We start from the raw sequence: 13,642 nt of genomic DNA on the forward strand, positions 1-13,642 counted from the left end.
AGGCGCCGTCCTATGATCGGCATCGACATCCTCGCGCCATCGCAGGCTCCGGTCACCGATCGGGACGAGCGACCGCTGACCGCCGTGACCTATCCGGTGCCTTGCGAGCAGTGCGGCCGGATCGTGCGGGTGGCGATGAACACGCTGCGCCCACCCGGCTTCCACCGCCTCGACGAGCAGGTCGCCTGCCCCGAGATCCAGGAGCGCCGCAGCAGGGGCGACGGCGGACTGTTGTTGATGATGTGCGGCCCCTTGAAGCAATCGCTCGCCGCACGATGCGATGCGGCCGAGGTCGAGGCCACCGCTCCCGGTGGCGGACAGGCGGGACGGGTCGTCTGCAGCATTCCCGGCGTCTCGATCGCTCAATACGCCCCGAACGAGGCGCGCAGCCGCGCGGAGATCTGGCAGGCGCACGGCTACGACAAGCTGGCCACGAGGCTGCGCGCGGCCGCAGCAAGGGCGGAGCGCAGGCCGCTGGTCTGGACCCGCGCTGCGGCGGCCAGCCTCGGCGCATTGTTGCTCGCTGCCGCCGCCAGCTGGTTCATGCTGGCGCGGGAGCCGGCCGCTCCCCCGCCAACACAGCCGCAAGCCGCCGAGGCCTCCGTGGCCGCGTGGAGCCGCGCAAGCGTCGAGAGTTCGGGGCGCGTCGTCACGGCAGAGGCCATGTCGGCCGCGACCGCCCCGGCGCCGATGCCGGACGCGCCCTCGGACCCTGCAACGCTCTCGCGTTCCACGGAAACCGCGCCGCTCGAGGCACCCGCCCTGCTCGCGTCGGCAAGCGCTGCGACCGCTCCCGAGACTGCGCCGGCAGCAGAGTCGACCGCGACCCCAGGGCCGGCGGAGGCAGCGGCGATTCGCCTGCCTGACATGGTGATGATTCCAGGAGGGGCATTCGCGATGGGCGGCGTCGAGAGCTCCGAGCTTCCGGTCCACCGCGTCACGACCAAGCCGTTCGCGCTCGGCAAGTACCCCGTCACGATTGGCGAGTGGAAGGCGTGCGTGGCTGACGGGGCATGCGCCGACGTGATGAGCGGCCCGGACGACAACCCCGTGACGAATGTCGGCTACGACGACGTCAGGGGCTATCTGGCTTGGCTCTCGCGGGCCGTCGGCAAGCCGTTCCGGCTCCCGACCGAGGCCGAATGGGAATATGCAGCGCGCGGCGGCGCAACGACGGCGTTCTGGTGGGGCGACCGGATGCGCTCCGGCATGGCCAATTGCAACGGATGCAACGAGCCCGGCGCGCCCGCGCAGCTCATGAAGGTCGGAAGCTTTGCGGCCAATCCGTTTGGCCTGTTCGACATGGGCGGGAGCGTCGACCAATGGGTGGCCGACAGCTGGCACAAGAGCTATCAGGGCGCGCCGTCCGATGGCTCGGCATGGATCGACGAGCAGAGCTTCGTCCATGTCATTCGCTCGGGTTCATGGAAGAAGGATGCGAGCTATGCCCGCAGCGGGAGCCGCGACCGCTATGATGGGCGCGTCAGGTATCCGACCCATGGCTTTCGCCTCGCTCTTTCGCTCTGATGCGGCCGCGGTATGCTGAGCCAGGCCAGCGTGCCGTCGACGCCGATGCGGGGCCTGCGCCCGCAAATGTCTCGCGCCACAGCGAACACCAGCGTCGCAGATCCGCAGGACGCCTGGTCTGCCGAGCCTCTTTATTCAAATTCTTATCGGGAATCGTAGGACGAGACCGATCGAAACCTCAAATTTGCCGCGCTACGCCCCATTCATGGACCGGCTACACCGTTCGATATTTGCGATCGATGATCGTCGTTGTTTATGAGTTGGGGATATGTGGAGTGAGAAATCTACGCGTCGCGCGCCGCTACTGGATCTGACGCCCTGGCGACGACGTCGTCTCGCCGCAGTCGCGACGCTCGGGTCCACCGTGTTGGCCTGCACGCTGGTGCTGTTGCCGACTCTCGCATGGGCGCAGGCGAAAACGGCGCCGAAGGACGCCTACCTGTATTTCATCACGCCAACCGACGGCGACACCGTGAAGACCGCGTTCTGGTGCCGGTTCGGACTTCGCAACATGGGCGTGACCCATGCCGGTGACGCCTTTGCCAACACCGGCCATCATCACCTCCTGATCGACGCCGATGAGCCGATCAGCCCGGGCGAGCCGATTCCGCAGGACAGAAAGCACCTGCACTACGGCGCGGGCGAGACCGAGGCCCTGATCGAGCTGCCCCCCGGCAAGCATAACCTGCAGCTCGTCCTGGGCGACGGCATGCACTTCAACTTCGATCCACCGCTGGTATCGAAGAAGATCACGATCACCGTGAGCAGTGCTTCGCAGAGGCACGGGCAGAGCGCCACTTACGCCCACCGGCGGACGCGGCATCTTCACGCGCACACCGCGCGTCAGGCGGCGCAACCGTCGGCCACCGAAGCGCCGCCGTCCGATCCGGCAAAATCGGCGGGAGCCGTCGATTTCATCAAGAGCTTCCTGTCGGGTGCGAAATGAGCCTCCGCCCGCTCCCCGATGGAGCCGGTTCGGCCGGCACATCAGTTCATCGCGACGTGCCGGAGCCTCCAACCGCAGCACTGCATTTGTCCGGCTCGGCTCTATTGATACGACCTCCAGACGCGTGGCTTGCTTCGCCTCGGCGAGCGCCAAGAGCGATCATCAGCATCGGTCCAAGCTCGGAGGCGAGGCGCGGGGAGACCACGCCATTGATCGTCCGGAACAGGTACGACAGGAAATAACCAGCCGCGAATGGAATGAACACCAGAGCCGTAACGGTCCAGCCTGGGATTGCGGCACCACCGACCTTGGCGTCAACGCCCATCCTGCCGAACATGTAGTCCGGCTCAAACTCCCAGAAATCAATAGTTCAGCTTGGAAACTGGCGCTCCCTAAGGAAGCAGGGAAAACCAACAAACTCAAAGAATCAGCACTCCTTTCGGGACGCCATGGCTGCGGTGCCCGTGGCCTCGCCCGACAGATGCTGGTCCGGCGAGTTGGGCTCATTCCCCGTCATGCGATCGCGCGCACCGCATTCGCGATCATCTCCGCCACCGATCCATCGTGGGCGAAGCCGAGGGCCAGCTCGGCGGTGGCATCCAACTCGGGATAGCGGCCGAAGACGTCCTCTATGCCTTGATCGGGATCGAACGTCACGCGCGCGGCGCGCTCCGCGCCGAGCAGCTGCGCCAGGCCGTCCACCACCTCGGCGATCGAGAGACGAAGCGCCGGAAGCTGCAGGGTTCCGCAGACATCGAGCTTCCCGGCGAGGAGGAGATTGTCGACGGCGGCCTTCGCGGACAACCACCAGGCCGTCGCGCCCGGCGACACCGGACAGACATAGCGCTCGCCCGCGGACAGCGCGTGCAGCAGCTCGCTCATGAACGCCGATCCGAAGCCGCTCACGGGCCTGGGCCGCGCCACGATGCCGGGCAGCCGCAGTGCGATACCCGACAGATCTCCGCGTCGCGTGTGATCGGCGAGCGCGATCTCCACCATCCGCTTGTGCGCGCCATAGGTGATCGCCGGCCGCGCCTCCGTGCGTGCGCCGACCCGCGCCTCCGCAAGCGCGCCGTAGACGGCGATGCTGCTGGCATAGACCACGCGCGGCCGATGTCGGCTCTCCGCCAGCAGCTGGAAGAGATCCAGCGACGCATCGAGATTGACGCGGCGGCCGAGCGCGGGCGCGGCCTCGGCGCGGCCGCCGGGAATGCTGGCGAGGTGGAACACGAGGTGGAACGGCGCGGCGCCGAGTTGCTCGAGCACGGCGGGATCGTCGAGGCCGCCTCGGATCCAGGACAGACGCGCACCGGACAATCCCGCTGGCGCCTCGGCGAGATCGAGTGCGGTGATTTCAGCACCGTCCATGTCGATCAGCAACCGATGCAGCAGCGCACGGCCGATGAAGCCCGCGGCCCCCGTGACAAGAATACGCATGGTTCAATCCGGCCGATCGGCGCCCGCCGCACGAACCACGCGCTGCGCGACACGCCCGAACGGACCCGGCCGGCCATCGGCGAAGCAGGCCTGCATGGTCACCTCCTCACCGAAGCGCAGGAACGAGGTCCGCGCCGCGCCGTGCTCGATCATCTCGATCGCCCGGACCTCGGCAAGGCAGCTCGATCCGGCGGCGCGATCGGCGTTCGAGACCGTGCCCGAGCCGATGATCGTGCCGGCCGTCAACCGCCGCGTCCGCGCCGCATGGGCGATCAGCTGCGGGAACGAGAACGCCATCTCGCGGCCCGAGGCTGCGCCGATCCGCTCGCCATTGCGCCGGACATGCAGGGCCATGTCGAGCCGGCCATCGCGCCAGGCATCGCCGACCTCGTCCGGCGTCACCGCAAACGGCGCGAAGCTGGTCGAGGGCTTCGCCTGCAGGAAGCCGAAGCCGGTGCGAACCTCGCGCGCGCCGACCGCGCGCAGGCTCCAGTCGTTGATCTGCACCAGCAGCCGGATTCGTTGCGCAGCCTCTTCGGCAGAAGCAGCCATCGGCACGTCGTCGACGATGACGCCGAACTCGCCCTCGAAGTCGATGCCATCAGCTTCTGTCACGAAGGGAACATCGTCCTGCGGCCCGAGGAAGTCGTCGCTGGCGCCCTGGTACATCACCGGGACGGTGTCGAAGTCGGGGATCGGCGGCTTGTTGAAGGCGACATCCATCAGCCGTCCGTGATTCAGGAAGGCCGAGCCATCCAGCCATTGCGGCGCGCGCGGCAGCGGTGCGAGGCATCGCGCGGGATCGAACGCCGTTACATCGGCAGCCGATCCATCCTCGAGACTTTCAGCGAGCTGGCGCAACGCCGGCTCGACCTGCTGCCAATTCCGCAGCGCCGTCAGCAGATCCGGTGCGATGGCGCTGGCATTGCACGCGCGCGCCTGATCCCCGGAGACGATGACCAGGCCGCCGTCGGGGCTGCCGTTCCGATAGGTCGCGAGTCTCATCAGCTGGCCTTGGTCGGGTTGGCTTCGGGACCGAACTTGCCGTCGACCAGGATGAACAGCATCCGGCACGGCTTGTCGCTGCGGTTGGCCCAGGCGTGGTTGGTGCCGCGCTGGATCACCACGTCGCCGACCTTGAGGTCAGCGGTGCCCTTGTCGAGCACCAGCGTGATCTCACCGGAGATGACGATGCCATAGTCGATCGTCTCGGTGCGGTGCATCAGCGGATGTGGCGATTCCGTCGCCACGGTCGAGGCGTGGGGGTCGCCGATCTGGCTGAACGCGGCATTCATGCGCGCCGCGCCGTTGCGGAGAAAGTCCTCGGTATCCGGCGGAATGTCGACGAAGCGGATGCGGCTGCCATGCGTTGGCGGCGGCAGCCGCAGCGGCCCGATCGTCGGATCGGGACCGTTGTCGATCAGCGCCGGCGTTGCCTGCGTGCTCCAGACCTCGTGGAAGAAGGTGCCGGGGATCGCCGCCAGCTCGGTGACGGTTGGCAAGGCGCCGTCGGACGAGATCACGGCGGCGCCCTGCGCGTCATGGCCGGTGACGACGCGGCGGATCTGCGGAAGGGTCATGCTGGAGGCCTCCTGGTCAGGCGATTTCGAGAGAGGCGGCGGACGCCGCGCCGCGCGCAGCGAACACGCGCGAGAACATCACGACGGCGACGGATGAGATGATGACGGCGCCGAGCCCGAGCGCAGGATAGCCGAACAGCTGCACCAAGGTGCCGCCGAGAATGGGGCCGATCGCAGCGCCGATCATCAGCATCGCCGGCGTGCCGGCCAACGCCCGCGCGGTCGGGTCGAGACGCGACAGCAGCCCGAACGCAAAGGTGTGGGTGAAGATCATTACCGCGGCAAAGATCGCGGTCGGGACCGCATAGGCGACGAAGCCGGAGCCGAAGGTGATCGTCACGGCGATCAGCGCCTGGCAGACCGGGCCCGCCAGCAGCACGTGTCTCGCCGGTAGCCGCCGCTCCATTATGGCGGCGAGCGGCGCCGGCAGCAGGTTGACGAAGCCGAGCGCGATCAGCACGCCCGTCACCGCGTCAGCTTCGAAGCCGCGGTCAGCGCCGATCCGCTCGATGAAGCTGAACAGCATCGCCTGGGTCAGCGCCATGCAGCTGATGCCGGCAATGCCGAACCAGACGGCGCGCGGCAGATGGCTGACCTCCGCGATCAGATCCTCGTCACTGCGCACCACGCCCTTCGGAAATGACAGCGCCGCCGCCAGCGCCGCGACCGCCATCACGCCGGCAAACACGACGAACAAGGCCTGGCCGCCGAAGCTCGCCACGAGATTGGGCGTCATGCCGAGAAACAGAATGGCAAACACACCGAGCGCCATTCCGACGATGGCGAACAGGCGGTGCGGGTTGGCGCTGCGTGCGATGGTGCCGTGAGTGAAGCTCAGCCCGCAGGCCGCTGTTGCGCCGCCCAGCGCGTGCAGCATCGCGAGCAGCGCAAACTCCGACGTTCGGCTCGCGGCCAGGAACACCAGCGCGGCCACGCCATATCCCGCAGCCGCCGCCAGGCGGGCGTTCATCCGGTTGAAGCGAGGTGCGAAGAACAGGCTGCTGAGCACGGCGCCCAGCAGGAACAGCGTGGCCAGCAGTCCCGCCTGCTGCGGGCTGAACCTGTAGCGCTCGATCAGCGCGCCCACCCAGACCGGCAGCGCGACGAGATCGACCATCCCGGCGCAATGCGCGACCATCAGCGCGATGCGTCCGCGCCACGTCTCCGTCGTCACCGTCATGGCTTCCTCCCCGTTGATGATGTTGTTCGTTGATGTTGTTGGCTCAGATCGGCTGCGTCAGCCCGACGATCGACTCGCGCATGATCCTGGCGTGCTCCGCCTTGTCGCCGTTCTCCATTTCGATGCGGCAGAGCTGCGCGGAGTTCTCGATCACCATGCGGCAGCGCTCCCAGCGGCGCGCATGGAAGCGGTCGAATGCCTCCTGCAGGGTCGTCGCGCGAGCCAGCTCCTCGGCCAGCACGATGCCGCTCTCGATGCCGATGCCCGCGCCGGAGGCGAGGTGAGGCGTGGTCGCGGCCACGGTGTCGCCGATCAGGATGACGCGGCCGCGATTCCACGGCGCCGGCACCAGCAGGTTGGCGAGCGGCCGATAGTCGATGGCGGCGTCGGGAGCGAACAAATGCGCCCGCAGTGCCACCAGCACGGGATCGCTGAACGGCGCCAGCAGGTCCGCGACCAGTTGCGGCCAGGACGCGCGCTCGGCCTGGAGCTTTTCCGGCCGCGCCTCCGTCACGAACATATACATGTGGCTCGGCGACACCGGGTTGACGCCCGCCTTGACCGCACCACCCAGCCACATCCGCGGACGCACGATGTCGGCCGGCCGCGGCAGCACGGCGCGCCAGACCACCTGGCCGATGTATTGCGGCGACTTGACCTCGGGAAACAGCAGCGCCCGCGTCTTCGAATGCACGCCATCGGCAGCCACCACGAGATCATAACGGCCCGTCGTGCCATCGGTGAAGGCGACCTCGACATCGCCGTCGTGCTGCGTGATCCGCGTGTAGGTGCAGCCGACACGCACGTGAACGCCAGCGGCGCGCGTCGCATCGGCGAGGATGCGCCCGAGTTCGGGCCGCATGATTCCGCCGCCGCCGGGCACATCCGATCCTACGGCCTTCGGTGTCGGGATCTCGCCGATCCGATGCCCCGATGGCGCGAACAGGTCGACACCGTCAGCCGTGTAGCCGCGCCGCGCGAATTCCGCGAACACGCCGATCGTCTCGAGCGCGCGCAAGGTCGGTCCGCTGACCGTGATGCCGGCGCCCTCCGGCCGCCAGTTCGGATCGACCTCGACGAGATCGATGTTGATGCCCGCCTTGCGCATCTGGATCGACGCGGCCATACCGGAAAAGCCGCCTCCGATCGTCAGCACCCTGCTCACCACTGCCATGGTGCTTCCCCCTCTGCAGTCCGCCCTTGCGGGCATGTTATGACTTTACGAACAACTCGCCGTCGATGACGACGAGCTCGAGACGGCTCAACCGCTCGCCGCGGCACGGCCCCTGCACGCACAGCCCGGTGTCGGGCATGAACTCGGCGCCGTGCGCGTGACAGACGATACGCGTGCCGTCGGCGTTGAGATACGCATCCCTGCGCCAGGCCATCGGCGCACCGCCGATATGCGGACAGGCGTTGCGCCAGCCATGCAGCTGTCCGTGCCGGCGCACGACGAACAGGCTGTCCTGCCCCTCATCATCGGGATCGAAGCCGCGCGACTGCGCCTCGCCGATCTCATCGGCGCGGCACAGCCGGATCCATCGCGCCTCGGCCTCACGCGTAGTCGCCATTCTCGGGGATTCCGGGGCCGGGGTACCATTTCTTGCGCATCTTCATCAGGAAGGTCTGCGAATTGTCGGCGGATGCCGTCGCCTCGCGCGGCTGCCAGCTCGCATCGTGCTGGTCCATGTCGGCATCCATCTCGATGTGGCAGCCGAACGGGCTATTGAAGTACCAGAACCAGTTCGAGCCCAGGATGTGACGGCCGGGGCCCCAGAACGCCTGATAGCCCTTCTCGACGAAGCGATAGCCGTTGGTGATCATTTCCGAAGGACCACCGAAATGGAACGTGAAGTGCTCCACGCCGTGCATGTGCGGCGGCGCGCCGATCAGGAAATGGGTGTGATGGTCGAGCGAGCCGCCCGGCTGCAGGAACGGCCCGGTGCCGGTGAAGCGATCGGTGCAGCGGAAGCCGAGCCGGTTGACGTAGAACGCCTCGGCCTTCACCACGTCGGGCACGAAATAGACCACATGCGACAGCGAGCGCGGACGGATCACGCTGCCCGGCGGCGGCACGCCGAGGCTGTTGATCGGCCGGAACACCACGCCGCCCGGCGCATTCGAAATCTCGCTGGCCAGCATGAACGGCCGCCGTGCCGTCAGTTGAAAGCCGATCACGAAGTCGGAATCGTCGGTCGACTCGATCGAGCCATCGGGCAGCCGCCGGACCTCGCGGTCGCGCCGCAGCTCGGCGGTGATCGCCCCCAGCGTCGCCTCGTCGGCGACGCCCATCACCGTCTTGCGCAGACGGCAGCCCGGCACGGGCGCCGGCGGCAGAGCCGGATCATCCTGCCGTGCGATCACCACGGCGGTGCCGTCGATCGCCTCGAAGCGGCCGCCGCGATCGGAGACGTCGACGGGCGTCAGCCCGTAATCGACCAGGAAGCGCGCCGCGCCCCTCACGTCGTCGACACCGAATATCAGGCTCTCCAGACCGACGATTTTCATAACTTTCCTCTCCACCTGCTGCTTCAGGCGATGTGTCCGTTCAATGTCTCTGCGACCCAGTCCGCGATGTAGTGGCCGGCATTGATGCTGTTGTCGAAGCTCGCATGCTGGGCGCCGCCTTCACGCGCGGTGAAGACCTTCAGCTCGCGCTTGGGCGAATTCACCAGTTGCTCATAGGTCCGCTCGGCCCAATGCAGCGGAATCTGCGAGTCCTTTTCGCCATGCGTCACCAGGAACGGCACCTTGATGCGGTCGAGAATGCCGTCGAGGTGAACCTGCTCGGCAATCCGCATGAAGTCGTCCTGATCTCTCGCACCCCACACCCAGCGCACATGCGCCCAGTAATGCGGGACCGGGAAATCACCTTCCTTCTGCAGGCGCCTCTTCTGCACGTCGCGCCAATCGTGATTGGCACCCCAGGCGACGCCGCAGGCAAAGCGCGGCTCGAAAGCCACCGCGCGCGGACAGTAGTAGCCACCGAGCGAGACGCCCTCGAGACCGATCCGCTTCGGGTCGACGTCGCTGCGGGTCTCCAGCCAGTCGACGACCCGGGACGCCCAATGCTCGCTGTCATGGCGCGCGGTGAGACCCTGCAGCCGGAGCGCCTCGCCCGATCCGGGCTGGTCGATCACGAGCGACGACACGCCCCGTCGGGCGAGCCAGGCGGGCAAGCCGACGCGGTATTTCATCTCCTTGGTCGAATCCAGGCCGTTGACCTGCACCAGCAGCGGCGCCGGCCCGTCGCGCCCTTCCGCGCGGACCATGAGACCGGCAATGTGGGAGCCTTCATAGGGAATCTCGACGCGCTCGCAGTTCTCCCGCGCCAGTGCAATGCCCTTGGCGAACACGTCGAGACATCTGCGGTACAGCGCCAGCCGCCCCGGCGCCTCGTGCGCCTGCAGACGCTCGCAGGTGATCAGATAGCTCGCTGCGCGGCCATATTTCTCGCCGGCCGACAGCAGCCGCCCTTTCGCCTCGTCCTCGGACGCGAGCGCACAGAGCTTGTCTGCCATCCGCGCCCAGGTCTCGCGGAAGGCCTGGGTACCGTTGGCATCGGGCTGCCGGGCCGCCTCCTGCAGCGGCGCGCACATCTCTTCGATCTCGCCGATCCGCGCGCCCATCTCGATCGCGAGATCGACCGAGAGATTCCAGACATAGTTGGTCGGAAAATACTTGAACATGAATGCACTCGCGACGCGCGGCCCGGCCACGCGTCTTCCTCGACGTTCTTCCCGAGGTCTGGCATAGCCCCGTTTGACCATTTCGAAAAATTGATTAACAAGATTGATCGCATTGATCTCTTGAATACCTCGAGCGAGGCCGCCCATGCGCTTCAACAACAAGTTCGACCTCAATCTCCTGGTCGCGCTCGACCATCTGCTGCACCTGCGCAGCGTCAGCGGCGCCGCCGCGCGCATGAACATGACGCAGTCCGCGATGAGCAATGCCTTGCTGCGTCTGCGAACCTATTTCGATGACGAACTGCTGGTGAAGATCGGCCGCAAAATGGAGCTGACGCCGCGAGCGGAGACGCTGAAGGACTCGATCAGGGACCTTCTGGTGCGGGTCGACTGGGCCATCGCCTCGTCTGCCGAGTTCGATCCCGCGCAGTCCGACCGCTGCTTCAAGATCCTGGCGTCGGACTACACGCTGGTGACGCTGATCCCGCGGCTGCTGGCGCGCAGCGAGGCCCTTGCGCCCGGTATCCGCTTCGACTTCCTGCAGCAGGTGCAGCGGCCGGAGCGCGCGCTCGAGCGCGGCGACGTCGACCTGCTGATCATCCCGGAGGAATTCAGCTCCAAGCTGCACCCGTCCGAGGTGATCTTCGAGGACGACTTCTGCGTCATCGCGTGGAGCAAGGGAAAGTATGGCAAGGGCAAGCTGTCACGGCAGGATTTCGCCAAGTCGTCCCACGTCGTGATGCGGCCGGCGATCGCGGCGCAATCGCTCGAAACCTATTATCTGGAGCAGCGCAACACGAGCCGCAGCGAGGACGTTTCGGTCTACGCGTTCACCGCCATTCCGCATCTCGTTGCCGGGACGAACCGCCTTGCCACCGTGCACCGGCGGCTCGCCATCGCCGCCCAGCGCAGCCTTCCCATCCGCATCATCGAGCTGCCGATCGCGCTGCCGGCGCTGCGGCAGCGCGTGCAATGGCATCGCTACCGCTCCAACGATGCCGGCCTGCTGTGGCTGCGCACTCTGATCCGCGAGGTCGTCGCCGAGCTGCCCTGACCACCGTCGACCGGCACTGGCGATGGCGAACGGCCGGCGCGAGACGCCGGCCGCCTTCGTTGATGAGCGATCAATCCAGCTTGCGCGAGTCAGCGCTTGATCGGTCCGGCTCCGGGCGGCGGCGCGGGCACCCAGATCGGGAATGCCAGATTGGCCCAGACCGTATCGCCGCGGCTGCCGTTCTCGACGTAGAATGTATGCTGGTAGTTCACGTTGATCTGGAAGGGGCCCGCATTATAGGTCAGCGACGGGCCTGCATTGATCGAGCGCAACCGGTTGCCGTCCTGCACCCCGGCGAAATTGAATGCCTTGACGCCGTTGATCTTGTCGTCCTGATACTGATGCGTATAGCCACCGACGACGCCGAGCTTCCAGGCGCCGATATTATAGCCCGCGTTGAAGTCGACCACCAGCGCATCACCGCTGCGGTACTGCTGGGTCAGCTGCGTGAAGGCGTTGACCGAATCGGTATTGGTGCCGTTGAGCAGCAGACGTGGCGAGACGGCGAATTCGAAGCCCTTCGGATCGGCATAGCGATAGGCGAGGACGGGCGAGATGGTGGTGTAGTTCGTGCCGACGTTGAGGGGCTGCCGCGCCGAATAGGTGCCGGTGTTGGGCATGATGTCCAGGCCGACCGTGAAGGTCTGCACGGGCGACAGCGCCCAGCTCAGAATGATCGGCGAGAAGGTCAGATTGGCAAGGCCGTTGGCCTGGAACGATCCGCCGGGATTGGTGCTTTCGAGATGGACGAAGGGCACCACGAGCTGCGAATAGACATGGGCGCCGAAAAAGTCGCCGGGATAACTGGCGAGAAACCGCATCGTCTCCGACACGGCGGAGAGCTTGAAGTCGATCGGCAGCTTTTTGCCCTGCCCGTCATACAGGCCGTTGGCGCTGGTGTAGCTGGTCTGGCTGATCGCAAACAGGCCCGGGATCGGCGGAAACGACGCAATGAACACGCCGGGCGAGCCCGCCGGATAGTTGGTGGCCGCGTTCTCGGCGGCCCACGCACCCTGGATCATCCCGGCCAACATCAACGCTGCGGAAGCGGACCGCTGCAGTCCTCTTGTCATGAATCCCCCCTTGGTGGCGCGTTTTCTACGAAACGAGCTTGCCCCCGACCGACCTCATGGCGACGCGCCCGCGCCCGACCGATCGCGTCATTGATGAGCGATCCCAGATCATTCGTAAAATTGATCGTTTTGATCCAAGCTATTCACAGTCTCGATGTGCCGGCCTCACGGGCGTCGATTGATGTCGCGCTCCTTGGTTCGAGCAGAGTGAGCAACCACGGGCACGTCACCGACGACATAATCGATCTCACCCACCGTGTTGAAGATTGCCCGTACGAGGCCTGCAGTTCAGGCCTTGGATCAAACACAACCATAGATTGTTGGCGGCAGACGCATAGGGCACGAACCTAGGACCCGCTGATTAAGAGGCGTATGACTTGCCAGTAACTTCCATGGTCATTCCACCAATGACGATTTCATGACGTCGGGCCACGCTGCTGGATGAGAGGCCGCATGGCGGATTCAAAATCAGTTTGATGATGCAACGATATCAAAGCCATTTTGGCAAATCGTCGAGACGAACTGCCGCAATATCAATCGGTTGTTTGCCTTCTCAATGAACGCGTCGTATCCGGACGCGCGGCGCGATCGGTTCAGCAGGCCGGCTGTTCGCGTTGATGGCGAAAAAACGCAGCGCTTGCAGACCGCTTTTCAAGTGCTGGCTGGGTCAGTCTTCTCATCGTCAATCAATACGTGTATTCGCTGACACTCTCGTCTCCTACCCAGGACGTCGGGGCCGCCGGCTTCTGGCCGTTCATTATCGTTCGGTCGCGTTTGATGGCAGCGAGAGCTGCCCAGCAGAGGAATCGGTGAATGGGTTTCGCCACAGCTTTCTTGATGTCTGCGGCCGATTACCAGAGTCGTACGGCAGACATTCGACGCACCGCTCCGACCAGATTGCCATTCAATCTGCAAAAAACCATTCCAAGGAAACCAGAACGGTTGCATTCCTATACCGTCACTGCTAATCATCCGCAGAGGTTGTAGGGCATGTCGAAGAAGCGACTCTCCAATTTTTTTGTGCACGACCGCGCGGGCGAGACGAGGAATTTCTGAACGGAACGTCGGGAGGAGGTGCGCTGGTTGAATGTGTGGCGACTCGCGAACTTCTAAGGTGACTGTCCGGACGAGAGATATCCGTCAGCTATCGGCAGTA

12 protein-coding genes are annotated in these 13,642 nt (G+C 65.7%); 3 read left to right on the forward strand and 9 right to left on the reverse strand.

All coding sequences use genetic code 11. The features are described from left to right. The first annotated feature begins 12 nt into the window (after positions 1-12). Positions 13-1,527, forward strand: a complete 1,515-nt coding sequence (locus ACQR13_RS24665) for a formylglycine-generating enzyme family protein (protein WP_316201043.1) — start codon at positions 13-15, stop codon at positions 1,525-1,527. 382 nt (positions 1,528-1,909) lie between these two features. Continuing rightward, positions 1,910-2,473, forward strand: coding sequence for a DUF4399 domain-containing protein (locus ACQR13_RS24670; protein WP_316186890.1), 564 nt, complete (start codon positions 1,910-1,912; stop codon positions 2,471-2,473). A gap of 513 nt (positions 2,474-2,986) precedes the next feature. Here ACQR13_RS24670 and ACQR13_RS24675 read toward each other — a convergent pair. Genes ACQR13_RS24675 through ACQR13_RS24710 form a run of 8 tightly spaced genes read right to left on the reverse strand, consistent with a single transcriptional unit; the run spans position 2,987 to position 10,359 of the window. After that, complete coding sequence (locus ACQR13_RS24675) at positions 2,987-3,910, reverse strand: NAD-dependent epimerase/dehydratase family protein (RefSeq protein WP_315828109.1); 924 nt, start codon at positions 3,908-3,910, stop codon at positions 2,987-2,989. Between the two features lie 3 nt (positions 3,911-3,913). Continuing rightward, positions 3,914-4,915 (reverse strand): fumarylacetoacetate hydrolase family protein, encoded by a 1,002-nt coding sequence (locus tag ACQR13_RS24680; RefSeq protein ID WP_315715577.1) that lies wholly within the window; start codon positions 4,913-4,915, stop codon positions 3,914-3,916. After that, a complete protein-coding gene (locus ACQR13_RS24685; RefSeq protein ID WP_434863322.1) occupies positions 4,915-5,490 on the reverse strand; it encodes a cupin domain-containing protein in 576 nt (191 codons plus the stop codon). Before ACQR13_RS24685 ends, ACQR13_RS24680 begins: the two co-directional genes overlap by 1 nt. Positions 5,491-5,506: 16 nt before the next feature. Continuing rightward, entirely contained in the window at positions 5,507-6,664 is a 1,158-nt protein-coding gene (locus ACQR13_RS24690; RefSeq protein WP_316174801.1) for an MFS transporter, read from the reverse strand. Positions 6,665-6,713: 49 nt separating this feature from the next. Beyond that, positions 6,714-7,844, reverse strand: a complete 1,131-nt coding sequence (locus ACQR13_RS24695; protein ID WP_315828108.1) for an FAD-dependent oxidoreductase — start codon at positions 7,842-7,844, stop codon at positions 6,714-6,716. Positions 7,845-7,881: 37 nt separating this feature from the next. Then, positions 7,882-8,241: a Rieske (2Fe-2S) protein gene (locus ACQR13_RS24700; protein ID WP_315715574.1), complete on the reverse strand. Its 360-nt coding sequence runs from the start codon at positions 8,239-8,241 to the stop codon at positions 7,882-7,884. Continuing rightward, the gene (locus ACQR13_RS24705; protein WP_315828106.1) at positions 8,225-9,178 is read right to left on the reverse strand and encodes a VOC family protein; all 954 of its coding nucleotides are present in this window, start codon (positions 9,176-9,178) and stop codon (positions 8,225-8,227) included. Before ACQR13_RS24705 ends, ACQR13_RS24700 begins: the two co-directional genes overlap by 17 nt. A gap of 23 nt (positions 9,179-9,201) precedes the next feature. Further along, entirely contained in the window at positions 9,202-10,359 is a 1,158-nt protein-coding gene (locus ACQR13_RS24710; protein WP_315715572.1) for an alpha/beta hydrolase family protein, read from the reverse strand. A 145-nt stretch (positions 10,360-10,504) separates the two neighbouring features. Between ACQR13_RS24710 and ACQR13_RS24715 the strand changes: the two genes are divergently transcribed. Beyond that, complete coding sequence (locus ACQR13_RS24715) at positions 10,505-11,413, forward strand: LysR family transcriptional regulator (protein ID WP_315715571.1); 909 nt, start codon at positions 10,505-10,507, stop codon at positions 11,411-11,413. A gap of 89 nt (positions 11,414-11,502) precedes the next feature. On the opposite strand, the gene ACQR13_RS24720 is transcribed toward ACQR13_RS24715, so the two are convergent. Next, positions 11,503-12,486 (reverse strand): SphA family protein, encoded by a 984-nt coding sequence (locus ACQR13_RS24720; RefSeq protein WP_315715570.1) that lies wholly within the window; start codon positions 12,484-12,486, stop codon positions 11,503-11,505. Positions 12,487-13,642: the final 1,156 nt, after the last annotated feature.

The organism is Bradyrhizobium sp. HKCCYLRH3059 (assembly GCF_051168035.1).
Taxonomy (GTDB): Bacteria; Pseudomonadota; Alphaproteobacteria; order Rhizobiales; family Xanthobacteraceae; genus Bradyrhizobium.

Bases quoted from the DNA above. Each gene is read 5' to 3' on its own strand.
- ACQR13_RS24665 (WP_316201043.1), top strand. From the start codon at position 13: ATGATCGGCATCGACATCCTCGCGCCATCGCAGGCTCCGGTCACCGAT.
- ACQR13_RS24675 (WP_315828109.1), bottom strand. From the start codon at position 3,910: ATGCGTATTCTTGTCACGGGGGCCGCGGGCTTCATCGGCCGTGCGCTG.
- ACQR13_RS24680 (WP_315715577.1), bottom strand. From the start codon at position 4,915: ATGAGACTCGCGACCTATCGGAACGGCAGCCCCGACGGCGGCCTGGTC.
- ACQR13_RS24685 (WP_434863322.1), bottom strand. From the start codon at position 5,490: ATGACCCTTCCGCAGATCCGCCGCGTCGTCACCGGCCATGACGCGCAG.
- ACQR13_RS24695 (WP_315828108.1), bottom strand. From the start codon at position 7,844: ATGGCAGTGGTGAGCAGGGTGCTGACGATCGGAGGCGGCTTTTCCGGT.
- ACQR13_RS24700 (WP_315715574.1), bottom strand. From the start codon at position 8,241: ATGGCGACTACGCGTGAGGCCGAGGCGCGATGGATCCGGCTGTGCCGC.
- ACQR13_RS24705 (WP_315828106.1), bottom strand. From the start codon at position 9,178: ATGAAAATCGTCGGTCTGGAGAGCCTGATATTCGGTGTCGACGACGTG.
- ACQR13_RS24710 (WP_315715572.1), bottom strand. From the start codon at position 10,359: ATGTTCAAGTATTTTCCGACCAACTATGTCTGGAATCTCTCGGTCGAT.
- ACQR13_RS24715 (WP_315715571.1), top strand. From the start codon at position 10,505: ATGCGCTTCAACAACAAGTTCGACCTCAATCTCCTGGTCGCGCTCGAC.
- ACQR13_RS24720 (WP_315715570.1), bottom strand. From the start codon at position 12,486: ATGACAAGAGGACTGCAGCGGTCCGCTTCCGCAGCGTTGATGTTGGCC.